Source organism: Pseudomonas sp. NC02, from assembly GCF_002874965.1.
Lineage (GTDB): Bacteria > Pseudomonadota > Gammaproteobacteria > Pseudomonadales > Pseudomonadaceae > Aquipseudomonas.
Genome location: NZ_CP025624.1, coordinates 6,176,566 through 6,200,908 on the forward strand (window position 1 = coordinate 6,176,566; position 24,343 = coordinate 6,200,908).

Consider the following 24,343-nt stretch of genomic DNA (forward strand, 5'->3'; position numbering starts at 1 on the left):
GAGTCAGTTCAGCGATACACCCAGTGCAGATGCGATCCCTTCTCCATAAGCCGGGTCGGCCTTGAAGAAGTACTGCAACTGGCGCTGCACCACGTCGCTGGAAACACCCGCCATTGCGCCGGCGATATTGTTGATCAGCAGGGCTTTCTGCTCATCGTTCATCAGGCGGAACAGCGCACCGGCATGGCTGTAGTAGTCGGTATCTTCGCGGTGATCGTAACGATCAGCCGCACCGCTCAGGGCCAAGGCTGGCTCGGCGTACTGAGGAGCCTGCTTCGGCGCATCGGCGTAGCTGTTTGGCTCGTAATTGGGGGCCGCACCACCATTGGAGCCGAATGCCATCGAACCATCACGCTGGTAGCTGTTGACCGGGCTGCGTGGCGCATTCACCGGCAGTTGCTGGTGATTGGTACCTACGCGGTAGCGATGGGCATCGGCGTAAGCGAACACGCGCCCTTGCAGCATGCGGTCTGGCGACAGGCCAACACCCGGGACCATGTTGCTTGGACCGAAAGCCGCCTGTTCAACTTCAGCGAAGTAGTTCAGCGGGTTGCGGTTCAGTTCCAGCTCACCCACTTCGATCAGCGGGAACTCTTTCTGCGACCAGGTCTTGGTCACGTCGAACGGGTTTTCGTAGTGAGCGTTGGCCTGGGCCTCAGTCATGATCTGAATGCACACGCGCCATTTCGGGAAGTCACCACGCTCAATAGCACCGAACAGATCGCGCTGAGCGTAATCAGGGTCGGTACCGGCCAGGCGTGCAGCGTCAGCCGGCGCCAGGTTCTTGATACCTTGCTTGGTCTTGTAGTGCCACTTCACCCAGTGGCGCTCGCCTTTGGCGTTAATCAAGCTGTAGGTGTGACTGCCGAAGCCGTGCATGTGACGGTAGCCGTCCGGGATGCCACGGTCCGAAAACAGGATGGTGACCTGGTGCAGCGCCTCAGGGGAGTGCGACCAGAAGTCCCACATCATCTGTGCACTTTTCAGGTTGCTTTGCGGCAGGCGCTTTTGGGTGTGGATAAAGTCGGGAAACTTCAGCGGGTCGCGAATGAAGAACACCGGGGTGTTGTTACCAACGATGTCCCAGTTGCCTTCTTCGGTGTAGAACTTCAACGCGAAACCACGCGGGTCGCGCTCAGTATCAGCCGAACCACGCTCGCCACCCACCGTGGAGAAGCGCAGGAAAGTCGGAGTTTGCTTGCCCACAGAATCGAACAGCTTGGCGCTGGTGTACTGCGTGATGTCTTGAGTGACGGTGAAGGTACCGTAAGCGCCCGAGCCTTTGGCGTGTACACGACGCTCAGGAATGTTTTCACGGTTGAAGTGAGCGAGCTTCTCGATCAGGTGAAAGTCGTCGAGCAGCAGCGGGCCGCGTGGACCGGCGGAACGGGAATTCTGGTTATCCGCGACAGGTGCGCCGCTGGCGGTAGTAAGGGTTTTATTCTGGCTCATGCTCAATCTTCCTCAGGTCAGTCTTGGAACTGCCGGCTAATCGGCTTGGAGCGATTATTGACCAGGAAGATGACACCATCAAATTTATTAAATCATGCCAACCGATAGAAATTAACTAACGATACATCCGAACGGATATCAAAAGTTGCTGCACGGGATGAACGTGTATTCGCTCGAGGTAATTCCAGTTTTCCAACGCGCACAAAAAACCGGGCACTAGGCCCGGTTCTTCGTTACAGACTGACGTCTTACTCAGCGGATACAGCTTCACCGCCAACTGGACGATCGATCAGCTCAACGTACGCCATAGGCGCGTTGTCACCAGCGCGGAAACCGCACTTGAGGATGCGCAGGTAGCCACCCTCACGGGTAGCGTAACGCTTGCCCAGGTCGTTGAAGAGCTTACCAACGATAGCTTTCGAACGAGTACGGTCGAAAGCCAGACGGCGGTTAGCCAGGCTGTCTGTCTTGGCCAAAGTAATCAGCGGCTCAGCAACGCGACGCAGTTCTTTAGCTTTCGGCAGTGTAGTTTTGATCAGCTCGTGCTCGAACAGCGACACCGCCATGTTCTGGAACATAGCCTTACGGTGCGAGCTGGTACGGCTCAGGTGACGACCACTTTTACGATGACGCATGGTTCATTCCTTACCAAACTCACGTTCGGTGATTACGACGATCAGGCAGTCGCCTTGTCGTCCTTCTTAAGACTTGCAGGCGGCCAGTTGTCGAGGCGCATGCCGAGGGACAGACCGCGGGAGGCCAGAACGTCCTTGATTTCAGTCAAGGATTTCTTGCCCAGGTTCGGAGTCTTCAACAGTTCTACTTCGGTGCGCTGAATCAGATCACCGATGTAGTAAATGTTTTCCGCCTTAAGGCAGTTAGCCGAACGTACAGTCAGTTCCAGATCGTCAACCGGGCGAAGCAGGATCGGATCGATCTCGTCTTCCTGCTCGATTACCACTGGTTCGCTGTCACCCTTGAGGTCGACGAACGCAGCCAACTGCTGTTGCAGAATGGTTGCAGCGCGGCGGATAGCCTCTTCAGGATCCAGAGTACCGTTGGTTTCCAGATCAATAACCAGCTTGTCCAGGTTAGTACGCTGTTCGACACGGGCGTTTTCCACCACGTATGCGATACGGCGAACCGGGCTGAACGAAGAGTCGAGCTGCAAGCGACCAATGCTGCGGCTTTCGTCTTCATCGCTCTGACGCGAGTCGGCCGGTTCATAACCACGACCACGAGCTACGGTGAGCTTCATGTTCAGGGCGCCGTTAGACGCCAGGTTAGCGATTACGTGATCGGGATTAACGATCTCGACATCATGATCCAGCTGAATATCGGCAGCGGTAACCACCCCCGAACCCTTCTTCGACAAGGTCAGCGTAACTTCGTCACGGCCGTGCAGCTTGATAGCCAGACCTTTAAGGTTCAACAGGATTTCAATTACGTCTTCCTGTACACCTTCGATGGCGCTGTACTCGTGGAGCACACCGTCAATCTCGGCCTCGACTACTGCACAGCCGGGCATTGAGGACAACAGGATGCGGCGCAGCGCGTTGCCCAGGGTGTGGCCAAAACCACGCTCGAGAGGCTCGAGAGTGATCTTGGCGCGGGTTGGACTGACAACCTGCACATCAATGTGACGGGGTGTCAGGAACTCATTTACCGAAATCTGCATGGATGCACCTATTTTCTAGCCCTTACTTGGAGTAGAGCTCGACAATCAGGCTTTCGTTGATGTCGGCGGACAGATCACTGCGAGCAGGAACGTTCTTGAAAACGCCCGACTTCTTCTCAGTGTCTACTTCTACCCATTCTACGCGGCCACGTTGGGCACACAGATCGAGAGCTTGGACAATGCGAAGTTGATTTTTTGCTTTCTCGCGAATCGCGACCACGTCACCAGCACGAACCTGGTACGACGGGACGTTAACGGTTTGGCCGTTTACGCTGACGGATTTGTGCGATACCAGCTGACGGGATTCGGCACGAGTCGAACCAAAGCCCATACGGTATACAACGTTGTCCAGACGGCATTCGAGCAGTTGCAGCAGGTTTTCACCGGTTGCACCTTTCTTGCCAGCAGCTTCTTTGTAGTAGCCGCTGAACTGACGCTCGAGAACGCCGTAGATACGACGGACCTTCTGCTTTTCACGCAGTTGGGTGCCGTAGTCGGACTGGCGACCGCGGCGTTGGCCGTGGATACCAGGTGCTGCTTCAATGTTGCACTTCGATTCGATCGCGCGCACGCCGCTCTTCAGAAAGAGATCGGTGCCTTCACGACGAGCGAGTTTGCATTTTGGACCAATGTAACGAGCCATTCTTTACAATCTCCTGGATTACACGCGGCGCTTCTTCGGCGGACGGCACCCGTTGTGCGGGATTGGCGTCACGTCGGTGATGCTGGCGATCTTATAGCCACAGCCGTTCAATGCACGGACAGCAGACTCACGACCTGGACCTGGACCTTTGACGTTGACGTCGAGGTTTTTCAGGCCATATTCCAGCGCAGCTTGACCAGCACGTTCAGCAGCTACTTGAGCAGCAAACGGGGTGGACTTGCGGGAACCGCGGAAACCCGAACCACCGGAGGTAGCCCAAGAAAGCGCGTTACCTTGACGGTCGGTGATGGTCACGATTGTGTTGTTAAAAGATGCATGGATGTGGGCGATGCCATCAACCACTGTCTTTTTAACTTTTTTACGAGGACGAGCAGCAGGTTTTGCCATGATTAATTTCCTGTCGATTCGCGTGGGCGATTACTTGCGGATCGGCTTACGCGGACCTTTACGGGTACGCGCGTTAGTCTTGGTACGCTGACCGCGTACTGGAAGACCACGACGATGACGCAGACCACGGTAGCAACCGAGGTCCATCAAACGCTTGATTTTCATGTTGATTTCGCGACGCAGGTCACCTTCAGTGGTGAACTTCGCCACTTCGCCACGCAACAGCTCAATCTGCTCGTCGCTCAGATCCTTGATCTTTGCGGCTGGGTTTACCCCAGTATCTGCGCAAATTTTCTGCGCAGTAGTGCGACCAACACCATAGATGTAGGTCAGCGAGATAACAGTGTGCTTGTTATCTGGAATGTTAACGCCTGCAATACGGGCCATTCAGTGGGACTCCAATTGACAGCTACCTACGCCCCGGAAGCCAAGAAATAGGGCGCGAGATAATATCGCTGTAATAACAAATAATCAACCCGGCAGCGCACTAGCTGCCGGGCTTCAAGCGGATCACACTCAGCCTTGGCGCTGTTTGTGACGCGGTTCCGCGCTGCAAATTACTCGAACAACACCTTCGCGGCGAATAATCTTGCAGTTACGGCACAGCTTTTTCACCGATGCACGAACTTTCATCACCAACTCCTCGAACCTTATGGGTACTCAGCGCAACATGCCGCTGCCGTAACCCTTCAGGTTGGCTTTCTTCATCAGGGATTCGTACTGGTGCGAAACGAGGTGCGATTGTACTTGGGACATGAAGTCCATCACAACCACGACGACGATCAGCAACGAGGTCCCGCCAAGGTAGAACGGAACGTTTGCTGCAACCACCAGGAACTGGGGCAACAGGCAGACGGCCGTCATATATAGAGCACCGAACATGGTCAAGCGAGTCAGAACGCCATCAATGTAGCGCGCAGACTGCTCACCTGGACGAATACCCGGAATAAAGGCACCGGACTTCTTCAGGTTTTCCGCTACGTCTTTCGGATTGAACATCAACGCCGTATAGAAGAAGCAGAAGAAAATAATCCCTGCACTAAACAGCAGAATATTCAACGGCTGACCAGGAGCGATCGACTGCGAGATGTCCTGCAACCAGCCCATACCTTCAGACTGACCGAACCAGGCACCCAACGAAGCCGGAAACAGCAAAATGCTGCTCGCGAAAATGGCAGGAATAACCCCGGCCATGTTCACTTTCAGCGGCAGGTGGCTGGTCTGCGCGGCAAAGACCTTGCGGCCCTGCTGACGCTTGGCGTAGTGAACAGCAATACGACGCTGGCCACGCTCAATGAACACCACAAAACCGATAATCGCTACTGCCAACAAACCGATGGCAACCAGGGCGAAGATATTGATATCACCCTGACGTGCAGACTCGAAAGACTGCCCAATCGCTCTCGGAAGACCGGCAACGATACCTGCGAAAATCAACATCGAGATACCGTTACCAACACCACGCTCAGTAATCTGCTCACCCAGCCACATCATGAACATCGCACCAGCCACAAATGTGGATACCGCGACGAAATGGAAGCCAAAGTCACCAGTGAACGCAACACCCTGCCCGGCCAGGCCAACGGACATGCCGATAGCCTGGACCAGGGCGAGGATGACAGTGCCGTAGCGGGTGTACTGGCTTATCTTGCGACGGCCAGCTTCACCTTCCTTCTTCAACTGCTCCAACTGCGGACTGACGGCGGTCATCAGTTGCATGATGATCGATGCCGAGATGTACGGCATGATCCCCAGTGCAAAGATGCTCATCCGTTCCAGCGCGCCGCCGGAAAACATGTTGAACAAGCTAAGAATGGTCCCCTCATTCTGTCGAAACAGGTCTGCGAGTCGGTCCGGGTTGATACCTGGAACCGGGATGTGTGCGCCTATTCGGTAGACGATAATCGCCAGGAACAGAAAACGCAGACGAGCCCAAAGTTCAGACATACCGCCTTTGCCGAGCGCTGAGAGAGCACCTTGCTTAGCCATTTATTCCTCGAACTTGCCGCCAGCTGCTTCGATAGCCGAACGCGCACCTTTGGTGGCGCCGATTCCCTTGCCGATAGTGACAGCGCGAGTCACTTCACCGGACAGCATGATTTTCACACGCTGTACGTTGACGTTGATCACGTTGGCATCTTTCAGGGTCTGCACGGTAACGATGTCGCCTTCCACTTTGGCCAGCTCGGACAGACGCACTTCTGCGCGGTCCATGGCTTTCAGGGAAACGAAACCGAACTTCGGCAGGCGACGATGCAGCGGCTGTTGACCGCCTTCAAAGCCTGGAGCGATGGTGCCACCGGAGCGGGAGGACTGACCTTTGTGGCCACGGCCACCGGTCTTGCCCAAACCACTACCGATACCACGGCCCGGACGATGCTTTTCGCGACGGGAACCCGGCGCTGGACTCAGATCATTGAGTTTCATCGAATTAACCCTCGACACGCAGCATGTAGTAAGCCTTGTTGATCATCCCGCGATTCTCGGGAGTATCAAGTACTTCTACAGTGTGACCGATGCGACGCAGACCCAAACCCTTAACGCACAATTTGTGGTTAGGGATGCGGCCGGTCATGCTTTTGATCAGCGTTACTTTAACGGTAGCCATGATCAGAAGATCTCCTTGACGCTTTTGCCACGCTTGGCGGCAATGGATTCAGGAGACTGCATTGCTTTCAAACCCTTGAAAGTGGCGTGAACCACGTTCACCGGGTTAGTCGAGCCGTAGCACTTGGCCAGAACGTTCTGAACGCCAGCAACTTCGAGGACAGCACGCATAGCGCCGCCAGCGATGATACCGGTACCTTCAGAGGCAGGCTGCATGTACACCTTCGAAGCGCCGTGAGCGGACTTCATTGCGTACTGCAGAGTAGTGCCGTTCAGATCAACTTGGATCATGTTGCGACGAGCAGCTTCCATTGCCTTCTGGATCGCAGCAGGCACTTCACGTGACTTGCCACGGCCGAAGCCAACGCGCCCTTTACCATCACCTACCACGGTCAACGCGGTGAAAGTGAAGATACGGCCGCCTTTAACGGTTTTGGCTACGCGGTTAACTTGAACCAGCTTCTCAATGTAGCCTTCGTCGCGCTTTTGGTCGTTATTTGACATAACTTAGAACTCCAGCCCAGCTTCACGAGCAGCATCAGCCAGCGCTTTCACGCGGCCGTGGTACTTGAAGCCAGAGCGGTCGAAAGCCACTTGCGAGACGCCGGCGGCCTTAGCACGCGTAGCGACCAGCTGGCCAACCTTAGTGGCCGCGTCGATGTTGCCAGTGGCACCATCACGCAGTTCTTTATCCAAAGTCGAGGCGCTTGCCAGGACTTTGTTGCCGTCGGCCGAGATGACCTGGGCGTAGATGTGCTGCGACGAGCGGAACACGCAGAGACGCACGACTTCGAGTTCGTGCATTTTCAGGCGTGCTTTGCGAGCGCGACGCAGTCGAGTAACTTTTTTGTCGGTCATTTGCTATGCCCTACTTCTTCTTGGCTTCTTTACGACGGACGACTTCGTCCGCGTAGCGCACACCTTTGCCTTTGTACGGCTCTGGTGGACGGAAGTCGCGGATCTCAGCGGCCACCTGACCTACCAGCTGCTTATCAATACCCTTGATCAGGATATCGGTTTGGCTAGGGGTCTCAGCGGTGATGCCTTCCGGCAGTTCGTAATCCACTGGGTGCGAGAAGCCAAGGGCCAGGTTCAGAACCGTGCCTTTTGCTTGCGCTTTGTAACCAACACCGACCAGCTGGAGCTTGCGCTCGAAGCCTTGGCTTACGCCTTGGACCATGTTGTTTACCAACGCACGAGTGGTACCGGCCATTGCGCGAGTTTGTTGATCGCCATTGCGAGCAGCGAAACGCAGCTCACCAGCTTCTTCAACGATCTCAACGGACGAATGGATGTTCAGTTCCAGAGTGCCCTTGGCACCCTTCACCGAAAGCTGTTGGCCTGCGAATTTTACTTCGACACCGGCTGGCAGCTTAACGGGGTTCTTAGCGACGCGTGACATGCTTATCCCCCCTTAGAACACAGTGCAAAGAACTTCGCCGCCGACACCGGCAGCGCGCGCAGCACGATCCGTCATCACACCTTTGTTGGTGGAGACGATAGACACACCGAGACCGCCACGAACTTTTGGCAGATCATCAACGGACTTGTACTGACGCAGGCCTGGACGGCTAACGCGCTTCACTTCTTCGATGACCGGACGGCCTTCGAAGTACTTCAGCTCGATGGACAGCAGTGGTTTGATTTCGCTGCTGATCTGATAACCCGCAATGTAGCCTTCGTCTTTCAGGACTTTGGCAACAGCAACCTTCAACGTGGAAGATGGCATGCTTACGACGGACTTTTCAGCCATCTGGGCATTACGGATACGAGTTAGCATGTCCGCTAACGGGTCCTGCATACTCATGGCTAGACGCTCCTAATACAAAAAAATTAGCCTTGCGGCCATTACGTGTCGCCGAGAATCTCCGAGCACAAAACACACGGGCTCAGGCGAGCCGCGTATTTTAGACACACTCCGGAAATGAAACAAGCCCCAAAAGGGGCTTGTTCCAGATTCTAGGCCACCGGCGGTCAGTATCTTGCGATCCTGGCCACCGAGACTTCGAAAGTACTTACCAGCTGGCTTTAACCAGACCTGGTACGTCACCACGCATTGCCGCTTCACGCAGTTTGTTACGGCCGAGGCCGAACTTGCGGTAAACGCCGTGTGGACGACCGGTCAGGCGGCAGCGGTTACGCATGCGCGAAGCGCTTGCGTCACGTGGCTGCTTCTGCAGAGCAACTGTAGCTTCCCAACGTGCTTCTGGACTTGCGTTCAGATCAACGATGATTGCTTTCAGTGCTGCACGCTTCTTGGCGTACTTGGCAACCGTGAGCTGACGTTTCAGCTCGCGGTTTTTCATGCTCATCTTGGCCATGGTCCTACTCCAATCAGTTGCGGAACGGGAATTTGAACGCACGCAGCAGAGCGCGGCCTTCATCATCGTTCTTGGCAGTGGTGGTCAGGGTGATGTCCAGACCGCGGAGAGCATCGATCTTGTCGTAGTCGATTTCCGGGAAGATGATCTGCTCTTTAACGCCCATGCTGTAGTTACCACGACCATCGAAGGACTTGGCATTCAGGCCGCGGAAGTCGCGGACCCGAGGCAGGGAGATCGACAGCAGACGATCCAGGAATTCGTACATACGCTCACGGCGCAGAGTCACTTTGACGCCGATCGGCCATCCTTCACGGACTTTAAAGCCAGCGATGGATTTACGAGCGTAGGTCACAACGACTTTTTGGCCGGTGATCTTTTCCAGGTCAGCAACAGCGTGCTCGATGACTTTTTTGTCGCCGATCGCTTCGCCCAGACCCATGTTCAGGGTGATTTTGGTAACGCGCGGAACTTCCATCACGTTCGAAAGCTTAAGTTCTTCCTTAAGTTTCGGTGCGATTTCCTTCCGGTAAATCTCTTTTAGTCGTGCCATGGTCTTCTACCTAGCAGTGTTCAAGCATCAACCGCTTTTTGGGTCGACTTGAAGACACGAATTTTCTTACCTTCTTCTACTTTGAAACCAACGCGGTCAGCCTTGTTGGTTTCGCCGTTGAAGATGGCGACGTTAGAAGCGTGCAGTGGCGCTTCTTTCTCGACGATACCGCCTTGTACGCCCGACATCGGGTTAGGCTTGGTATGACGCTTGACCAGGTTCAGACCACTAACGACCAGACGGTCATCAGCAAGAACCTTCAGCACCTTACCGCGCTTACCTTTGTCTTTGCCGGCGATCACGATGATCTCGTCGTCACGACGAATCTTTTGCATGTCGGATCTCCTTACAGCACTTCTGGGGCGAGCGAGACGATCTTCATGAACTTCTCAGTACGAAGTTCACGGGTCACTGGCCCAAAGATACGGGTGCCGATCGGCTCTTGCTTGTTGTTCAGAAGAACAGCAGCGTTGCCATCAAAGCGGATAATGGAGCCATCTGCACGGCGTACGCCGTGACGAGTGCGGACTACAACAGCAGTCATCACTTGGCCTTTTTTCACTTTACCGCGAGGAATTGCTTCCTTCACGGTAACTTTGATGATGTCACCGATACCAGCGTAACGACGATGGGAGCCACCCAGCACCTTGATGCACATAACGCGGCGTGCGCCGCTGTTATCGGCCACATCGAGCATGGATTGAGTCTGAATCATATAATTTCTCCGACCCCTAGTCCTTAGACTTCCACAGCGCGTTCGAGAACATCAACCAGGGCCCAAGACTTGGTCTTGGCCAACGGACGAGTTTCACGAATAGTGACTTTGTCGCCGATGTGGCACTGGTTGGTTTCGTCGTGCGCGTGCAGCTTAGTCGAACGCTTAACGTATTTACCGTAGATCGGGTGCTTAACGCGACGCTCGATCAAAACGGTGATGGTTTTGTCCATCTTGTCGCTGACAACACGGCCAGTCAGCGTACGGACAGTCTTTTCGGCTTCAGCCATGATCACTTACCTGCCTGCTGGTTGAGCACAGTCTTCACGCGAGCAATGTCACGCTTAACTTGCGAGAGCAGATGAGACTGCCCCAACTGGCCAGTTGCTTTCTGCATACGCAGATTGAACTGGTCGCGCAGCAGGCCGAGCAGTTGCTCGTTCAGCTGCTGTGCGGATTTTTCACGAAGTTCATTCGCTTTCATCACATCACCGTCCGTTTAACAAAGGAGGTGGCGAGCGGCAGCTTTGCAGCAGCCAGGGCGAAAGCCTCACGCGCCAGCTCTTCAGTAACACCCTCGATTTCATACAGGACTTTGCCTGGCTGAATCTGGGCAACCCAATATTCCACGTTACCCTTACCTTTACCCATCCGAACTTCGAGGGGCTTTTTGGAGATAGGCTTGTCCGGGAATACACGGATCCAGATCTTGCCGCCACGTTTAACGTGACGGGTCAGTGCACGACGCGCTGACTCGATCTGACGAGCGGTGAGACGACCACGAGCTACAGACTTCAGCGCATATTCGCCGAAGCTGACTTTGCTACCGCGCTGAGCCAGACCACGGTTGTGGCCTGTCATCTGCTTGCGGAACTTCGTACGCTTTGGTTGCAACATTTGGCGTACCCCTTACTTAGCAGCTTTTTTACGAGGCGCTGGTGCTTGTGGTTTCAGTTCTTCTTGGCGACCACCAATTACTTCGCCTTTGAAGATCCAAACCTTTACACCGATCACACCGTAGGTGGTGTGAGCTTCGTAGTTGGCATAGTCGATGTCGGCACGCAGGGTGTGCAGTGGCACACGACCTTCGCGATACCATTCAGTACGTGCGATTTCAGCACCGCCGAGACGACCGCTCACTTGGATTTTGATGCCTTTGGCACCAATGCGCATGGCGTTCTGTACTGCGCGCTTCATAGCGCGACGGAACATAACGCGACGCTCCAGCTGCTGAGCTACGCTCTGCGCAACCAGCATACCGTCGAGCTCCGGCTTGCGGATCTCTTCGATATTGATGTGCACAGGCACACCCATTTGCTTGGTCAGGTCCTGACGCAGTTTCTCAACATCTTCACCTTTCTTCCCGATAACGATACCTGGACGAGCGGTGTGGATGGTGATACGTGCAGTTTGAGCAGGACGATGGATATCGATACGGCTCACGGACGCGCTTTTTAGTTTGTCTTGGAGATACTCACGCACCTTCAGATCAGCGAACAAGTAGTCCGCATAAGTCCGACCGTCTGCGTACCAGACGGAGGTGTGCTCCTTGACGATTCCCAGGCGAATGCCAATGGGATGTACTTTCTGACCCATCTCTTCGACTCCGTTACTTGTCAGCAACCTTGACAGTGATATGGCAAGACCGCTTGACGATGCGATCAGCTCGGCCTTTGGCACGAGGCATGATGCGCTTCAGCGAACGCCCTTCGTTGACGAAAACGGTGCTGACCTTCAGGTCATCAACGTCTGCGCCTTCGTTGTGCTCGGCGTTGGCTACGGCCGACTCCAGCACTTTCTTGATGATCTCGGCGGCTTTCTTACTGCTGAAAGCCAACAGGTTGAGCGCTTCGCCCACCTTCTTCCCGCGGATCTGGTCGGCGACCAAGCGGGCTTTCTGGGCGGAGATTCGAGCGCCCGACAACTTAGCGGCTACTTCCATCGTTCCTTACCCCTTAACGCTTGGCTTTCTTGTCTGCCACGTGCCCACGATATGTGCGGGTACCGGCAAACTCGCCTAGTTTGTGGCCGACCATGTCTTCGTTCACGAGAACTGGAACATGTTGACGACCGTTATGCACTGCAATGGTCAGACCGACCATTTGTGGCAGGATCATCGAACGACGCGACCAGGTTTTCACCGGTTTGCGATCGTTCTTTTCCGCCGCCACTTCGATCTTCTTCAGTAGGTGAAGATCAATAAAAGGACCTTTTTTCAGAGAACGTGGCACTGTCGTATCCCTCTATTTACTTGCGACGACGGACGATCATTTTGTCGGTACGCTTATTACCACGAGTCTTCGCGCCCTTAGTCGGGAAGCCCCATGGCGATACCGGATGACGACCACCAGAGGTACGACCTTCACCACCACCGTGTGGGTGGTCAACCGGGTTCATGGCAACACCACGAACGGTTGGGCGAACGCCACGCCAGCGTTTAGCACCAGCTTTACCCAGCGAACGCAGGCTGTGCTCGGAGTTCGAGACTTCGCCCAGGGTCGCACGGCATTCAGCCAATACTTTACGCATTTCACCAGAGCGCAGACGCAGGGTCACGTAGACACCTTCACGAGCGATCAGCTGAGCCGAAGCACCAGCGGAACGAGCGATTTGCGCGCCTTTACCCGGTTTCAATTCGATGCCGTGTACGGTGCTACCAACTGGAATGTTGCGCAGTTGCAGAGCGTTGCCCGGCTTGATCGGTGCCAAAGCACCTGCGATCAGCTGGTCACCAGCACTCACGCCTTTAGGGGCGATGATGTAGCGACGCTCGCCATCTGCGTACAGCAGCAGAGCGATGTGAGCAGTACGGTTTGGATCGTATTCGATACGCTCGACAGTGGCAGCGATGCCATCTTTGTCGTTGCGACGGAAGTCGACCAGACGATAATGCTGCTTATGGCCACCACCGATGTGACGAGTGGTAATACGACCATTGTTGTTACGACCACCAGTCTTCGATTTCTTCTCGAGCAGCGGTGCGTGAGGAGCGCCTTTATGCAGCTCCTGGTTGACCACCTTGACCACAAAACGGCGGCCAGGGGAAGTCGGTTTGCATTTAACGATTGCCATGATGCACCCCTTCCTTACTCAGCACTGCTGCTGAAATCGAGATCTTGGCCTGGCTGAAGGGAGATAACTGCCTTCTTCCAGTCATTACGCTTGCCCAGACCGCGAGCAGTGCGCTTGCTCTTACCCAGAACATTCAGGGTAGTAACACGCTCTACTTTCACGCTGAACAGGCTTTCGACGGCCTTCTTGATTTCCAGCTTGGTTGCGTCAGTTGCAACCTTGAAAACGAACTGGCCTTTCTTGTCAGCCAGAACCGTAGCCTTTTCGGAAACGTGCGGGCCAAGCAGAACTTTAAATACGCGTTCCTGGTTCATCCCAGCAGCTCCTCGAATTTCTTCACGGCCGACACGGTGATCAACACCTTGTCGTATGCGATCAGACTAACTGGATCGGAACCTTGCACGTCACGTACATCAACGTGTGGCAGGTTGCGAGCAGCCAGGTACAGGTTCTGATCAACAGCTTCAGACACGATCAGGACGTCAGTCAGGCCCATGCCGTTCAGCTTGTTCAGCAGATCTTTGGTTTTCGGCGCTTCAACAGCGAAGTCCTGAACCACGACCAGACGATCAGTACGCACGAGTTCAGCAAGGATGGAGCGCAGTGCTGCGCGATACATCTTCTTGTTGAGCTTCTGGGTGTGATCCTGTGGACGTGCTGCAAAAGTGGTACCGCCGCCACGCCAGATTGGGCTACGGATAGTACCGGCACGAGCGCGGCCAGTACCTTTCTGACGCCAAGGGCGCTTACCGCCACCACGAACGTCGGAACGGGTCTTTTGCTGCTTGCTACCTTGACGGCCGCCGGCCATGTAGGCCACGACTGCTTGGTGAACCAGCGTCTCGTTGAATTCGCCGCCAAATGTCAGTTCGGAAACTTCGATCGCTTGAGCGTCATTTACGTTTAATTGCATGTCAGCTTCCCCTTAACCGCGAGCCTTGGCCGCTGGACGTACAACCAGGTTGCCGCCAGTAGCGCCAGGAACAGCACCCTTGACCAACAACAGATTGCGTTCAGCGTCGACGCGCACTACTTCGAGGGACTGCACGGTCACGCGCTCAGCGCCCATATGACCGGACATTTTTTTGCCCTTGAATACACGACCAGGAGTCTGGCACTGGCCAATAGAGCCCGGGACGCGGTGGGAAACGGAGTTACCGTGAGTGTTGTCTTGGCCACGGAAATTCCAACGCTTGATCGTACCCTGGAAGCCTTTACCCTTGGACTGACCGGTTACATCAACCAGTTGACCAGCGGCGAAGATTTCAGCGTTGATCAGATCGCCAGCCTGGTAGTCGCCGTCTTCAAGACGGAACTCCATGACAGTACGACCAGCTGCAACGTTTGCTTTAGCGAAGTGACCTGCTTGAGCAGCAGTCACACGCGAAGCACGACGCTCGCCGACAGTGACTTGCACTGCACGATAGCCATCGGTTTCTTCAGTTTTAAACTGGGTGACGCGATTCGGTTCGATCTCAATGACCGTGACCGGAATGGAGACACCTTCTTCGGTGAAAATACGGGTCATACCGCATTTACGACCGACTACACCAATAGTCATGTTGTAAACCTCATGAGTGTACGGGGCTTTCACCCGCTATGGCCGCCCATTTCAGAGCGTTACACGACTAAGACCCAAGTCTTAGCCGAGGCTGATCTGTACTTCCACACCGGCCGCCAGATCAAGCTTCATAAGTGCATCAACGGTTTTATCCGTTGGCAGGACGATGTCCAGCACGCGCTTATGAGTACGGATCTCGTACTGGTCACGCGCGTCTTTGTTGACGTGCGGGGAGACCAGAACGGTGAACCGCTCTTTACGGGTAGGCAGTGGAATTGGACCACGCACTTGAGCACCAGTACGTTTCGCGGTTTCCACGATTTCCTGGGTGGATTGGTCGATCAGTTTGTGGTCAAAAGCCTTCAACCTGATACGAATTTGCTGATTTGCCATTGGATTTCAGACTCCGGCTGCTATTCCCAGCGAGCGCAACACGCCCGTTAAAAGGAGGCGCAATTCTATAGACGCCCCATATGGGTGTCAACTCAATAAAAAAGCCCCCGCTGAGCGGGGGCTTTTTCAAGTCATCACTTATTAAGCGATGATTTTGGCTACGACGCCAGCGCCGACGGTACGACCGCCTTCACGGATAGCGAAACGCAGACCATCTTCCATTGCGATGGTTTTGATCAGGGTGACAACCATTTTGATGTTGTCGCCTGGCATTACCATTTCAACGCCTTCCGGCAGTTCGCAGTTACCGGTCACGTCAGTGGTCCGGAAGTAGAACTGTGGACGGTAGCCTTTGAAGAACGGAGTGTGACGACCGCCTTCTTCTTTGCTCAACACGTACACTTCAGCTTCGAAGGTAGTGTGCGGCTTAACCGAACCTGGCTTGACCAGAACCTGGCCACGCTCAACGTCGTCACGCTTGGTACCACGCAGCAGAACGCCGCAGTTCTCGCCTGCACGACCTTCGTCGAGCAGTTTACGGAACATTTCAACACCGGTGCAGGTGGTGACGGTAGTGTCACGCAGACCAACGATTTCCAGTGGATCTTGAACCTTAACGATACCGCGCTCGATACGACCAGTCACAACAGTACCACGACCGGAGATCGAGAATACGTCTTCGATTGGCATCAGGAACGGCTTGTCGATAACACGAACTGGATCTGGGATGTAGCTGTCCAGAGTCTCAACCAGTTTACGAACGGCAGTGGTGCCCATTTCGTTGTCGTCAAGACCGTCCAGAGCCATACGAGCAGAACCGATGATGATCGGAGTGTCGTCGCCCGGGAAGTCGTAAGTGCTCAGCAGATCGCGCACTTCCATCTCAACCAGTTCCAGCAGCTCAGCGTCGTCTACCAGGTCAGCCTTGTTCAGGAAAACCACGATGTACGGAACGCCTACCTGACGGGACAGCAGGATGTGCTCACGGGTTTGTGGCATCGGACCATCAGCGGCCGAGCAAACCAGGATCGCGCCGTCCATCTGGGCAGCACCGGTGATCATGTTCTTCACATAGTCAGCGTGACCTGGGCAGTCAACGTGAGCGTAGTGACGGATCAGCGAGTTGTACTCAACGTGCGCGGTGTTGATGGTGATACCACGAGCTTTTTCTTCTGGTGCGCTGTCGATCTTGTCGAAGTCAACACGAGCCGAACCGAAAACTTCGGAGCAGACGCGAGTCAGAGCAGCGGTCAGAGTGGTTTTACCGTGGTCAACGTGGCCGATAGTGCCAACGTTTACGTGCGGTAGGGAACGATCAAATTTTTCTTTAGCCACGACAATTAACTCCTTGCCTAAAGGACTGAATCAGCCTTGTTTTTTGGATACAGTTTCAGCGATGTGCGCCGGAGCTGTGTTGTATTTTTTGAATTCCATAGAGTAGCTTGCGCGACCCTGAGACATGGAACGAACGTCGGTCGCATAACCGAACATCTCGCCCAACGGAACCTCGGCACGAATCACTTTGCCGGAAACCGTATCTTCCATACCCAAGATCATGCCGCGACGACGGTTAAGGTCGCCCATCACGTCACCCATGTAGTCTTCAGGCGTAACGACTTCTACTGCCATGATTGGCTCAAGCAACTCACCACCGCCCTTCTGGGCCAGTTGCTTGGTAGCCATGGAAGCAGCCACCTTAAACGCCATCTCGTTGGAGTCGACGTCGTGGTAAGAACCGTCAAAAACGGTCGCCTTCAGGCCGATGAGCGGATAGCCGGCAACAACACCGTTCTTCATCTGCTCTTCGATACCCTTCTGGATAGCCGGGATGTATTCCTTAGGAACAACACCGCCCACTACTTCGTTCACGAATTGCAGACCTTCCTGACCTTCATCAGCAGGAGCAAAACGGATCCAGCAATGGCCGAACTGGCCACGACCGCCGGACTGACGAACGAATTTGCCTTCGATTTCGCAGTTCTTCGTGATGCGCTCACGATAGGAAACCTGAGGCTTACCGATGTTGGCTTCGACGTTGAACTCACGGCGCATCCGGTCAACCAGGATGTCCAGGTGAAGCTCGCCCATGCCGGAGATGATCGTTTGACCAGTCTCTTCATCAGTCTTGACGCGGAAAGATGGATCTTCCTGAGCAAGCTTGCCCAGAGCGATACCCATTTTTTCCTGGTCATCCTTGGTCTTAGGCTCAACGGCAACCGAAATAACCGGCTCCGGGAAGTCCATGCGAACCAGGATGATTGGCTTGGCAGCGTCGCACAAGGTCTCACCAGTGGTGACGTCCTTCATGCCGATCAGGGCCGCGATGTCACCAGCGCGCACTTCCTTGATCTCTTCACGGGCGTTTGCGTGCATTTGCACCATACGACCCACACGCTCTTTCTTGCCTTTAACCGAGTTGATCACGCCGTCGCCGGAGGCCAACACGCCCGAGTAAACGCGGACGAAGGTCAAAGTACCCACGAATGGGTCAGTAGCGATCTTGAACGCCAGAGCCGAGAACGGCTCGCTGTCATCGGCGTGACGCTCCATCTCTTCTTCCTCGTTATCAGGGTTGGTACCCTTGATAGCAGGAATGTCGGTTGGAGCAGGCAGGTAGTCGATAACGGCGTCGAGAACCAGGGGAACACCCTTGTTCTTGAAGGAAGAACCGCAAACAGCCAGAACGATCTCACCAGCGATAGTACGCTGACGCAGAGCGGCCTTGATTTCCACGTTGGTGAGTTCTTCACCTTCGAGGTACTTGTTCATCAGCTCTTCGCTGGCTTCGGCAGCAGCCTCAACCATGTTGTTACGCCACTCGTCAGCCAGCTCCTGCAGTTCTGCAGGGATAGGCTTACGAACAGGAACCATGCCTTTGTCAGCGTCATTCCAGTAAACAGCTTCCATGTTGATCAGATCGATCTGACCCTGGAAGTTGTCTTCGGAACCGATAGCCAACTGGATTGGCACCGGAGTGTGACCCAGACGCTGTTTGATCTGACCGATCACGCGCAGGAAGTTGGCACCAGCACGGTCCATCTTGTTTACGTAAACAAGACGTGGAACGCCGTACTTGTTGGCCTGACGCCATACGGTTTCCGACTGAGGCTCAACACCCGAAGTACCGCAGAACACAACGACAGCGCCGTCGAGTACACGCAGGGAACGCTCAACTTCAATGGTGAAGTCTACGTGGCCCGGGGTATCGATTACGTTGAAGCGGTGCTCGTCCTTGTACTGCTTCTCGGAACCTTTCCAGAAGGCGGTAATAGCAGCAGAAGTAATGGTAATACCACGCTCCTGCTCCTGAACCATCCAGTCTGTGGTCGCGGCGCCGTCATGCACCTCGCCCATTTTGTGACTTTTGCCGGTGTAAAACAGTACGCGCTCGGTGGTGGTGGTTTTACCAGCATCCACGTGAGCAACGATACCGATGTTACGGTAGCGGCTAATCGGAGTAGTACGAGCCATAAAGCCCTCGCAAAATTAGTGAAGCTAGAATTAGAAGCGGTAGTGCGAGAAAGCTTTGTTGGCTTCAGCCATACGGTGCACGTCTTCACGCTTCTTAACAGCAGCACCTTTACCTTCAGCAGCGTCCAACAGTTCGCCAGCCAAACGCAGGGCCATAGACTTCTCGCCGCGCTTACGGGCGAAGTCTACCAACCAGCGCATTGCCAAAGCGTTACGACGGGACGGGCGAACTTCAACCGGAACCTGGTAAGTAGCACCGCCTACACGGCGCGACTTCACTTCGACCAGCGGAGCGATGGCGTCGAGAGCTTTCTCGAAGATTTCCAGGGGGTCGCTGTTCTTGCGTTCTTTAACCTTTTCCAGCGCGCCATAAACGATACGCTCGGCAACGGCTTTCTTGCCGCTTTCCATTACGTGGTTCATGAACTTGGCCAGGATTTGGCTTCCGTATTTTGGATCGTCAAGCACTTCGCGCTTGGCTGCTACGCGTCTTCTTGGCATGGATAAGCCCTCAAACGGTCTTCAGGTTCGCTCGGAATCGGTGCCCTTTCGGGACGCCTCCGACCTTACTCTTATCGACTCAGAAAATAAGATGATTCAGTTTTACAAAAAGCCGCTACTACTTAGGCTTCTTGGTACCGTACTTCGAACGACCCTGGTTACGACCTTTAACGCCGGAAGTATCCAAGGAGCCGCGTACGGTGTGGTAACGAACACCTGGCAAGTCTTTTACACGACCGCCGCGGATCAGTACCACGCTGTGCTCTTGCAGGTTGTGACCTTCACCGCCGATGTACGAGGAAACCTCGAAACCGTTGGTCAGGCGCACACGGCATACTTTACGCAGTGCCGAGTTAGGTTTTTTCGGCGTAGTGGTATACACGCGAGTGCATACGCCACGACGTTGCGGGCAGTTCTGCAGCGCAGGCACGTCGGATTTCTCGACGATACGCTTACGCGGCTGACGTACCAGCTGGTTGATAGTTGCCATCTACTAGCTCCACTGTTGTCTTGCGACGCTATTGTCTTGCAAGAAAAGCAAAATGGCAGGAACGAATTCCCGCCAAATTTAGGGGTACAAGAGTCTAAAGAGGATCTTGTCCCCAGTCAAGGCAAGGCCCCGACCTCCCCTTCCATCGAACCGGGACAAATCTGTCTCGATCCGACGAACGGGGCTGCCAGGGCCCGGTCTTATTTACCGCAGAACTCAGTTACCGCTTGAGTTCAGCGCTTCGGTCAGTGCAGCTTCCACTTCACTGGCGCTTACGCGCAACGGCTTGTCGAGTTCACGGCGACGCTTACGCTCGCTGTGGTAGGCCAAACCGGTACCGGCCGGGATCAGACGACCCACAACCACGTTTTCTTTCAGGCCGCGCAGGTAATCGCGCTTGCCGGTTACCGCTGCTTCGGTCAGTACGCGAGTGGTCTCCTGGAAGGAGGCCGCCGAGATGAACGACTCAGTGGACAACGACGCCTTGGTGATACCCAGCAACACACGAGTGAACTTGGAAACGAATTTCTCGTCGTTCGCCAGGCGCTCGTTCTCTACCAGTACGTGAGTCAGTTCCATCTGGTCGCCCTTGATGAAACTCGAATCGCCGGATTCAGCGATTTCAACTTTACGCAGCATCTGACGCAGGATGGTCTCGATGTGCTTATCGTTGATCTTCACGCCTTGCAGACGGTAAACGTCCTGGATCTCGTTAACGATGTACTTGGCCAGCGCACTCACACCCAGCAGACGCAGGATGTCGTGTGGATCGCTCGGGCCGTCGGAGATAACTTCGCCGCGGTTTACCTGTTCGCCTTCGAAGACGTTCAGGTGACGCCACTTCGGAATCAGCTCTTCGTACGGATCGCTACCGTCGTTCGGGGTGATAACCAGGCGGCGCTTGCCCTTGGTCTCTTTACCGAACGCGATGGTGCCGCTGACTTCAGCCAGAATCGACGCTTCTTTCGGACGACGAGCTTCGAACAAGTCGGCAACACGCGGCAGACCACCGGTGATGTCACGGGTCTTCGAAGTTTCTTGCGGGATACGAGCGATAACATCACCGATCGCGATCTTCGCACCATCCGCAACACCGACCAGGGCGTTGGCTGGCAGGAAGTACTGAGCGATAACGTCAGTGCCTGGCAGCAACAGATCCTTGCCGTTGTCATCAACCATCTTCACGGCAGGACGGATATCTTTGCCTGCAGCTGGACGGTCTTTGGCGTCGAGTACTTCAATGTTGGTCATACCGGTCAATTCGTCAGTCTGACGCTTGATCGTGATGCCTTCTTCCATGCCCACGTAGGTCACGGTACCTTTCATTTCGGTAACGATTGGGTGAGTGTGCGGATCCCACTTGGCCACGATTGCGCCAGCGTCGACCTTGTCACCTTCTTTAACCGAAATCACAGCACCGTAAGGCAGCTTGTAACGCTCGCGCTCACGACCGTAGTCATCAGCGATTGCCAGCTCACCGGAACGGGACACAGCAACCAAGTGGCCATCCACTCGCTCAACGTGCTTCAGGTTGTGCAGACGGACGGTACCGCCATTCTTCACCTGAACGCTGTCGGCTGCGGAGGTCCGGCTTGCCGCACCACCGATGTGGAACGTACGCATGGTCAGCTGGGTACCCGGCTCACCGATGGACTGGGCAGCGATAACGCCGACCGCTTCACCGATGTTCACCTGGTGACCACGAGCCAAGTCACGGCCGTAGCACTTGGCACAAATGCCGTAGCGGGTTTCGCAGCTGATCGGCGAGCGAACAATCACTTCGTCGATGCTGTTGAGTTCGATGAACTCGACCCACTTCTCGTCTACCAGGGTGCCGGCAGGAACGATGACTTCCTCGGTACCTGGCTTGAATACGTCACGGGCGATTACTCGACCCAGTACGCGCTCACCCAACGGTTCTACAACGTCGCCGCCTTCGATGTGCGGAGTCATCAGCAGACCGTGTTCGGTGCCGCAGTCAACTTCAGTCACAACCAAGTCTTGCGCAACGTCTACCAGACGACGAGTCAGGTAACCGGAGTTAGCGGTTTTCAACGCGGTATCCGCCAGACCTTTACGAGCACCGTGAGTCGAGATGAAGTACTGAAGTACGCTCAAACCTTCACGGAAGTTCGCAGTAATCGGCGTTTCGATGATGGAACCGTCCGGCTTGGCCATCAGGCCACGCATACCGGCGAGCTGACGGATCTGCGCAGCAGAACCCCGTGCGCCCGAGTCGGCCATCATGTACATCGAGTTGAACGACTCTTGATCGACTTCCACGCCATGACGGTCGATAACACGCTCTTTCGAGAGGTTCGACATCATCGCCTTCGACACTTCGTCGTTGGCCTTGGACCAAAGGTCGATCACTTTGTTGTACTTCTCGCCCTGGGTTACCAGGCCGGAGGCGTACTGGCTTTCGATCTCTTTCACTTCATCGGTGGCAGCACCGATGATGGCGGCTTTCTCGTCCGGGATAACGAAGTCGTTAACACCGATGGAAACGCCGGAAATGGTCGAATAAGCAAAACCGGTGTACATCAACTGGTCAGCGAAGATAACGGTCTCTTTCAAACCAACCACGCGGTAGCACTGGTTGATCAGCTTGGAGATCGCCTTTTTCTTCATTGGCTGGTTGACCACGTCGTACGACAGGCCAGGTGGAACAACCTGGAACAGCAGCGCACGGCCGACAGTGGTGTCGACGATACGGGTGTTCTTGACGCTGCCACCGTCACGATCGTTGATGGTTTCGTGGATGCGGACTTTAACCTTGGCGTGCAGTGCGGCTTCGCCGGCACGGAACACACGGTCAACTTCCTGCAGATCCGCGAACACACGACCTTCGCCCTTGGCGTTGATCGCTTCACGAGTCATGTAGTACAGACCCAATACAACGTCCTGCGACGGAACGATGATTGGCTCACCGTTGGCTGGCGACAGAATGTTGTTGGTCGACATCATCAACGCACGCGCTTCCAGCTGGGCTTCCAGCGTCAGCGGTACGTGCACGGCCATTTGGTCGCCGTCGAAGTCGGCGTTGTACGCAGCACAGACCAGCGGGTGCAGCTGGATAGCCTTACCTTCGATCAGTACTGGTTCAAACGCCTGGATACCCAGACGGTGAAGGGTCGGTGCACGGTTGAGGAGAACCGGGTGTTCACGGATCACTTCAGCGAGAACGTCCCAAACCTCTGGCAGCTCGCGCTCGACCATTTTCTTGGCAGCTTTGATGGTGGTCGCGAGACCACGCATTTCCAGCTTGCCGAAAATGAACGGCTTGAACAGCTCGAGAGCCATCTTCTTCGGCAGACCACACTGGTGCAGACGCAGGGTCGGGCCTACGGTAATTACCGAACGACCGGAGTAGTCAACACGCTTACCGAGCAAGTTCTGACGGAAACGACCCTGCTTACCCTTGATCATGTCAGCCAGGGATTTCAGAGGACGCTTGTTCGAACCGGTGATAGCGCGGCCACGACGACCGTTGTCGAGCAGGGCATCGACAGCTTCCTGCAACATACGCTTTTCGTTGCGCACGATGATGTCCGGAGCGGACAGGTCGAGCAGACGCTTCAAGCGGTTGTTACGGTTGATCACGCGACGGTACAGGTCGTTGAGGTCGGAAGTCGCGAAGCGACCACCATCCAACGGTACCAGCGGACGCAGGTCTGGCGGCAGAACCGGCAGAACGGTCAGCACCATCCACTCTGGCAAGTTGCCGGAACCCTGGAAGGCTTCCATCAACTTCAGACGCTTGGACAGTTTCTTGATCTTGGTTTCGGAGTTGGTTTGCGGAATTTCTTCACGCAGACGGCCAATCTCGTGTTCCAGGTCGATAGCGTGCAGCAGTTCGCGGACAGCTTCGGCACCCATGCGGGCATCGAAATCGTCGCCGAACTCTTCCAGCGCTTCGAAATACTGCTCGTCGTTCAGCAGCTGACCCTTTTCAAGGGTGGTCATGCCTGGATCGATAACGACATAGCTCTCGAAGTAGAGAACGCGTTCGATATCACGCAGGGTCATGTCCATCAGCAAGCCGATACGGGACGGCAGTGATTTCAGGAACCAGATGTGGGCAACCGGCGAAGCCAGCTCGATGTGCGCCATGCGCTCACGACGAACCTTGGCCAGTGCAACTTCAACGCCGCACTTCTCGCAGATCACACCACGGTGCTTCAAGCGCTTGTACTTACCGCACAGGCACTCGTAATCCTTTACCGGGCCAAAGATCTTGGCGCAGAACAGGCCGTCACGCTCTGGTTTGAACGTACGGTAGTTGATGGTTTCCGGCTTTTTAACTTCACCGAACGACCACGAACGGATCATCTCAGGCGATGCCAACCCAATACGGATGGCGTCGAACTCTTCGACTTGACCCTGGTTTTTCAGCAAATTCAGTAGGTCTTTCAAGGCCTTTCCTCCTGGCGGAGCAGAGAGCGGGCTAAACAGCCCCGCTCTCGATTCGCGTCACG

The 24,343-nt window shown here is 55.0% G+C and carries 34 protein-coding genes; all 34 read right to left on the reverse strand.

From position 1 onward, the window contains the following. Nucleotides 1–3 precede the first annotated feature (3 nt). The 34 genes from C0058_RS29030 to rpoC all read right to left on the reverse strand — a co-directional run bounded on the left by C0058_RS29030 (nt 4) and on the right by rpoC (nt 24,281). Nucleotides 4–1,452 carry a catalase gene (locus C0058_RS29030; RefSeq protein ID WP_008436430.1) on the reverse strand — a complete coding sequence of 483 codons (1,449 nt, stop codon included), beginning with the start codon at nt 1,450–1,452 and terminating at the stop codon, nt 4–6. Nucleotides 1,453–1,700: 248 nt separating this feature from the next. Continuing rightward, on the reverse strand, nt 1,701–2,087 hold the full coding sequence (rplQ, locus tag C0058_RS29035) for a 50S ribosomal protein L17 (protein WP_003210053.1): 387 nt from the start codon (nt 2,085–2,087) through the stop codon (nt 1,701–1,703). 41 nt (nt 2,088–2,128) lie between these two features. Then, complete coding sequence (rpoA, locus tag C0058_RS29040; protein WP_003176403.1) at nt 2,129–3,130, reverse strand: DNA-directed RNA polymerase subunit alpha; 1,002 nt, start codon at nt 3,128–3,130, stop codon at nt 2,129–2,131. 22 nt (nt 3,131–3,152) lie between these two features. Next, on the reverse strand, nt 3,153–3,773 hold the full coding sequence (gene rpsD, locus C0058_RS29045) for a 30S ribosomal protein S4 (protein WP_003210056.1): 621 nt from the start codon (nt 3,771–3,773) through the stop codon (nt 3,153–3,155). A gap of 18 nt (nt 3,774–3,791) precedes the next feature. Next, the gene (gene rpsK, locus C0058_RS29050) at nt 3,792–4,181 is read right to left on the reverse strand and encodes a 30S ribosomal protein S11 (RefSeq protein ID WP_002555466.1); all 390 of its coding nucleotides are present in this window, start codon (nt 4,179–4,181) and stop codon (nt 3,792–3,794) included. A gap of 30 nt (nt 4,182–4,211) precedes the next feature. Beyond that, nucleotides 4,212–4,568 (reverse strand): 30S ribosomal protein S13, encoded by a 357-nt coding sequence (gene rpsM / locus C0058_RS29055; protein WP_003210063.1) that lies wholly within the window; start codon nt 4,566–4,568, stop codon nt 4,212–4,214. Between the two features lie 129 nt (nt 4,569–4,697). Then, entirely contained in the window at nt 4,698–4,814 is a 117-nt protein-coding gene (gene rpmJ, locus C0058_RS29060; protein WP_002555468.1) for a 50S ribosomal protein L36, read from the reverse strand. 27 nt (nt 4,815–4,841) lie between these two features. Beyond that, nucleotides 4,842–6,170 carry a preprotein translocase subunit SecY gene (secY, locus tag C0058_RS29065; protein ID WP_003210064.1) on the reverse strand — a complete coding sequence of 443 codons (1,329 nt, stop codon included), beginning with the start codon at nt 6,168–6,170 and terminating at the stop codon, nt 4,842–4,844. Beyond that, complete coding sequence (rplO, locus tag C0058_RS29070) at nt 6,171–6,608, reverse strand: 50S ribosomal protein L15 (RefSeq protein WP_003210066.1); 438 nt, start codon at nt 6,606–6,608, stop codon at nt 6,171–6,173. A gap of 4 nt (nt 6,609–6,612) precedes the next feature. Further along, a complete protein-coding gene (gene rpmD / locus C0058_RS29075) occupies nt 6,613–6,789 on the reverse strand; it encodes a 50S ribosomal protein L30 (RefSeq protein ID WP_003186033.1) in 177 nt (58 codons plus the stop codon). Between the two features lie 2 nt (nt 6,790–6,791). Further along, nucleotides 6,792–7,292: a 30S ribosomal protein S5 gene (rpsE, locus tag C0058_RS29080; protein WP_003186035.1), complete on the reverse strand. Its 501-nt coding sequence runs from the start codon at nt 7,290–7,292 to the stop codon at nt 6,792–6,794. Between the two features lie 3 nt (nt 7,293–7,295). Then, entirely contained in the window at nt 7,296–7,646 is a 351-nt protein-coding gene (gene rplR / locus C0058_RS29085) for a 50S ribosomal protein L18 (protein ID WP_003186037.1), read from the reverse strand. A gap of 10 nt (nt 7,647–7,656) precedes the next feature. After that, nucleotides 7,657–8,190 (reverse strand): 50S ribosomal protein L6, encoded by a 534-nt coding sequence (gene rplF, locus C0058_RS29090; protein ID WP_003176412.1) that lies wholly within the window; start codon nt 8,188–8,190, stop codon nt 7,657–7,659. Nucleotides 8,191–8,202: 12 nt separating this feature from the next. Next, a complete protein-coding gene (gene rpsH, locus C0058_RS29095) occupies nt 8,203–8,595 on the reverse strand; it encodes a 30S ribosomal protein S8 (protein WP_003186040.1) in 393 nt (130 codons plus the stop codon). A 208-nt stretch (nt 8,596–8,803) separates the two neighbouring features. Next, nucleotides 8,804–9,109 carry a 30S ribosomal protein S14 gene (gene rpsN / locus C0058_RS29100; RefSeq protein ID WP_003176414.1) on the reverse strand — a complete coding sequence of 102 codons (306 nt, stop codon included), beginning with the start codon at nt 9,107–9,109 and terminating at the stop codon, nt 8,804–8,806. A gap of 13 nt (nt 9,110–9,122) precedes the next feature. Beyond that, entirely contained in the window at nt 9,123–9,662 is a 540-nt protein-coding gene (rplE, locus tag C0058_RS29105) for a 50S ribosomal protein L5 (protein WP_003210069.1), read from the reverse strand. A gap of 20 nt (nt 9,663–9,682) precedes the next feature. Then, nucleotides 9,683–9,997: a 50S ribosomal protein L24 gene (rplX, locus tag C0058_RS29110; protein WP_003210072.1), complete on the reverse strand. Its 315-nt coding sequence runs from the start codon at nt 9,995–9,997 to the stop codon at nt 9,683–9,685. 11 nt (nt 9,998–10,008) lie between these two features. Then, complete coding sequence (rplN, locus tag C0058_RS29115) at nt 10,009–10,377, reverse strand: 50S ribosomal protein L14 (protein WP_002555479.1); 369 nt, start codon at nt 10,375–10,377, stop codon at nt 10,009–10,011. Nucleotides 10,378–10,400: 23 nt separating this feature from the next. Further along, nucleotides 10,401–10,667, reverse strand: a complete 267-nt coding sequence (gene rpsQ / locus C0058_RS29120; protein ID WP_003176419.1) for a 30S ribosomal protein S17 — start codon at nt 10,665–10,667, stop codon at nt 10,401–10,403. A 2-nt stretch (nt 10,668–10,669) separates the two neighbouring features. Then, a complete protein-coding gene (gene rpmC, locus C0058_RS29125) occupies nt 10,670–10,861 on the reverse strand; it encodes a 50S ribosomal protein L29 (protein ID WP_002555481.1) in 192 nt (63 codons plus the stop codon). Then, entirely contained in the window at nt 10,861–11,274 is a 414-nt protein-coding gene (gene rplP / locus C0058_RS29130; RefSeq protein WP_003210075.1) for a 50S ribosomal protein L16, read from the reverse strand. The genes rpmC and rplP overlap by 1 nt, the downstream gene beginning before the upstream one ends. 12 nt (nt 11,275–11,286) lie before the next feature. Next, nucleotides 11,287–11,973, reverse strand: a complete 687-nt coding sequence (gene rpsC / locus C0058_RS29135; protein WP_003176422.1) for a 30S ribosomal protein S3 — start codon at nt 11,971–11,973, stop codon at nt 11,287–11,289. A gap of 13 nt (nt 11,974–11,986) precedes the next feature. Beyond that, the gene (gene rplV / locus C0058_RS29140; protein ID WP_003210077.1) at nt 11,987–12,319 is read right to left on the reverse strand and encodes a 50S ribosomal protein L22; all 333 of its coding nucleotides are present in this window, start codon (nt 12,317–12,319) and stop codon (nt 11,987–11,989) included. A gap of 13 nt (nt 12,320–12,332) precedes the next feature. Then, the gene (gene rpsS, locus C0058_RS29145) at nt 12,333–12,608 is read right to left on the reverse strand and encodes a 30S ribosomal protein S19 (protein ID WP_002555486.1); all 276 of its coding nucleotides are present in this window, start codon (nt 12,606–12,608) and stop codon (nt 12,333–12,335) included. A gap of 16 nt (nt 12,609–12,624) precedes the next feature. Continuing rightward, nucleotides 12,625–13,449, reverse strand: coding sequence for a 50S ribosomal protein L2 (gene rplB, locus C0058_RS29150; protein ID WP_003210080.1), 825 nt, complete (start codon nt 13,447–13,449; stop codon nt 12,625–12,627). A gap of 14 nt (nt 13,450–13,463) precedes the next feature. After that, entirely contained in the window at nt 13,464–13,763 is a 300-nt protein-coding gene (rplW, locus tag C0058_RS29155; protein ID WP_002555488.1) for a 50S ribosomal protein L23, read from the reverse strand. Continuing rightward, complete coding sequence (gene rplD / locus C0058_RS29160) at nt 13,760–14,362, reverse strand: 50S ribosomal protein L4 (protein ID WP_003210082.1); 603 nt, start codon at nt 14,360–14,362, stop codon at nt 13,760–13,762. The genes rplW and rplD overlap by 4 nt, the downstream gene beginning before the upstream one ends. Before the next feature lie 12 nt (nt 14,363–14,374). Then, nucleotides 14,375–15,010 carry a 50S ribosomal protein L3 gene (gene rplC, locus C0058_RS29165; protein WP_003194649.1) on the reverse strand — a complete coding sequence of 212 codons (636 nt, stop codon included), beginning with the start codon at nt 15,008–15,010 and terminating at the stop codon, nt 14,375–14,377. A gap of 81 nt (nt 15,011–15,091) precedes the next feature. Next, nucleotides 15,092–15,403 carry a 30S ribosomal protein S10 gene (rpsJ, locus tag C0058_RS29170; protein WP_003210084.1) on the reverse strand — a complete coding sequence of 104 codons (312 nt, stop codon included), beginning with the start codon at nt 15,401–15,403 and terminating at the stop codon, nt 15,092–15,094. 141 nt (nt 15,404–15,544) lie between these two features. Then, nucleotides 15,545–16,738: an elongation factor Tu gene (gene tuf / locus C0058_RS29175; protein WP_003210085.1), complete on the reverse strand. Its 1,194-nt coding sequence runs from the start codon at nt 16,736–16,738 to the stop codon at nt 15,545–15,547. A gap of 30 nt (nt 16,739–16,768) precedes the next feature. Further along, nucleotides 16,769–18,874, reverse strand: a complete 2,106-nt coding sequence (gene fusA / locus C0058_RS29180) for an elongation factor G (RefSeq protein WP_003210087.1) — start codon at nt 18,872–18,874, stop codon at nt 16,769–16,771. Between the two features lie 30 nt (nt 18,875–18,904). Continuing rightward, nucleotides 18,905–19,375, reverse strand: a complete 471-nt coding sequence (rpsG, locus tag C0058_RS29185; RefSeq protein WP_002555493.1) for a 30S ribosomal protein S7 — start codon at nt 19,373–19,375, stop codon at nt 18,905–18,907. Between the two features lie 118 nt (nt 19,376–19,493). After that, entirely contained in the window at nt 19,494–19,865 is a 372-nt protein-coding gene (rpsL, locus tag C0058_RS29190; RefSeq protein ID WP_002555494.1) for a 30S ribosomal protein S12, read from the reverse strand. Nucleotides 19,866–20,081: 216 nt separating this feature from the next. Beyond that, on the reverse strand, nt 20,082–24,281 hold the full coding sequence (gene rpoC / locus C0058_RS29195; RefSeq protein WP_003210090.1) for a DNA-directed RNA polymerase subunit beta': 4,200 nt from the start codon (nt 24,279–24,281) through the stop codon (nt 20,082–20,084). Nucleotides 24,282–24,343 lie beyond the last annotated feature (62 nt).

Excerpts from the sequence above, each read along its gene's own strand:
- rplN (WP_002555479.1), bottom strand. The coding sequence starts at position 10,377 with ATGATTCAGACTCAATCCATGCTCGATGTGGCCGATAACAGCGGCGCA.
- rpsH (WP_003186040.1), bottom strand. The coding sequence starts at position 8,595 with ATGAGTATGCAGGACCCGTTAGCGGACATGCTAACTCGTATCCGTAAT.
- rpsM (WP_003210063.1), bottom strand. The coding sequence starts at position 4,568 with ATGGCCCGTATTGCAGGCGTTAACATTCCAGATAACAAGCACACTGTT.
- rplR (WP_003186037.1), bottom strand. The coding sequence starts at position 7,646 with ATGACCGACAAAAAAGTTACTCGACTGCGTCGCGCTCGCAAAGCACGC.
- rpsL (WP_002555494.1), bottom strand. The coding sequence starts at position 19,865 with ATGGCAACTATCAACCAGCTGGTACGTCAGCCGCGTAAGCGTATCGTC.
- rpsE (WP_003186035.1), bottom strand. The coding sequence starts at position 7,292 with ATGTCAAATAACGACCAAAAGCGCGACGAAGGCTACATTGAGAAGCTG.
- rplO (WP_003210066.1), bottom strand. The coding sequence starts at position 6,608 with ATGAAACTCAATGATCTGAGTCCAGCGCCGGGTTCCCGTCGCGAAAAG.
- rpsG (WP_002555493.1), bottom strand. The coding sequence starts at position 19,375 with ATGCCAAGAAGACGCGTAGCAGCCAAGCGCGAAGTGCTTGACGATCCA.
- rplF (WP_003176412.1), bottom strand. The coding sequence starts at position 8,190 with ATGTCACGCGTCGCTAAGAACCCCGTTAAGCTGCCAGCCGGTGTCGAA.
- rpsD (WP_003210056.1), bottom strand. The coding sequence starts at position 3,773 with ATGGCTCGTTACATTGGTCCAAAATGCAAACTCGCTCGTCGTGAAGGC.
- rpsC (WP_003176422.1), bottom strand. The coding sequence starts at position 11,973 with ATGGGTCAGAAAGTACATCCCATTGGCATTCGCCTGGGAATCGTCAAG.
- rplB (WP_003210080.1), bottom strand. The coding sequence starts at position 13,449 with ATGGCAATCGTTAAATGCAAACCGACTTCCCCTGGCCGCCGTTTTGTG.
- secY (WP_003210064.1), bottom strand. The coding sequence starts at position 6,170 with ATGGCTAAGCAAGGTGCTCTCTCAGCGCTCGGCAAAGGCGGTATGTCT.
- rpsN (WP_003176414.1), bottom strand. The coding sequence starts at position 9,109 with ATGGCCAAGATGAGCATGAAAAACCGCGAGCTGAAACGTCAGCTCACG.
- rpsJ (WP_003210084.1), bottom strand. The coding sequence starts at position 15,403 with ATGGCAAATCAGCAAATTCGTATCAGGTTGAAGGCTTTTGACCACAAA.
- rplC (WP_003194649.1), bottom strand. The coding sequence starts at position 15,010 with ATGACTATTGGTGTAGTCGGTCGTAAATGCGGTATGACCCGTATTTTC.
- rpsK (WP_002555466.1), bottom strand. The coding sequence starts at position 4,181 with ATGGCAAAACCTGCTGCTCGTCCTCGTAAAAAAGTTAAAAAGACAGTG.
- rpsQ (WP_003176419.1), bottom strand. The coding sequence starts at position 10,667 with ATGGCTGAAGCCGAAAAGACTGTCCGTACGCTGACTGGCCGTGTTGTC.
- rplE (WP_003210069.1), bottom strand. The coding sequence starts at position 9,662 with ATGGCACGACTAAAAGAGATTTACCGGAAGGAAATCGCACCGAAACTT.
- rplP (WP_003210075.1), bottom strand. The coding sequence starts at position 11,274 with ATGTTGCAACCAAAGCGTACGAAGTTCCGCAAGCAGATGACAGGCCAC.
- rplV (WP_003210077.1), bottom strand. The coding sequence starts at position 12,319 with ATGGAAGTAGCCGCTAAGTTGTCGGGCGCTCGAATCTCCGCCCAGAAA.
- rplW (WP_002555488.1), bottom strand. The coding sequence starts at position 13,763 with ATGAACCAGGAACGCGTATTTAAAGTTCTGCTTGGCCCGCACGTTTCC.
- rpmD (WP_003186033.1), bottom strand. The coding sequence starts at position 6,789 with ATGGCTACCGTTAAAGTAACGCTGATCAAAAGCATGACCGGCCGCATC.
- rpmC (WP_002555481.1), bottom strand. The coding sequence starts at position 10,861 with ATGAAAGCGAATGAACTTCGTGAAAAATCCGCACAGCAGCTGAACGAG.
- C0058_RS29030 (WP_008436430.1), bottom strand. The coding sequence starts at position 1,452 with ATGAGCCAGAATAAAACCCTTACTACCGCCAGCGGCGCACCTGTCGCG.
- fusA (WP_003210087.1), bottom strand. The coding sequence starts at position 18,874 with ATGGCTCGTACTACTCCGATTAGCCGCTACCGTAACATCGGTATCGTT.
- rpoA (WP_003176403.1), bottom strand. The coding sequence starts at position 3,130 with ATGCAGATTTCGGTAAATGAGTTCCTGACACCCCGTCACATTGATGTG.
- rplQ (WP_003210053.1), bottom strand. The coding sequence starts at position 2,087 with ATGCGTCATCGTAAAAGTGGTCGTCACCTGAGCCGTACCAGCTCGCAC.
- rplD (WP_003210082.1), bottom strand. The coding sequence starts at position 14,362 with ATGCAATTAAACGTAAATGACGCTCAAGCGATCGAAGTTTCCGAACTG.
- rplX (WP_003210072.1), bottom strand. The coding sequence starts at position 9,997 with ATGCAAAAGATTCGTCGTGACGACGAGATCATCGTGATCGCCGGCAAA.
- rpmJ (WP_002555468.1), bottom strand. The coding sequence starts at position 4,814 with ATGAAAGTTCGTGCATCGGTGAAAAAGCTGTGCCGTAACTGCAAGATT.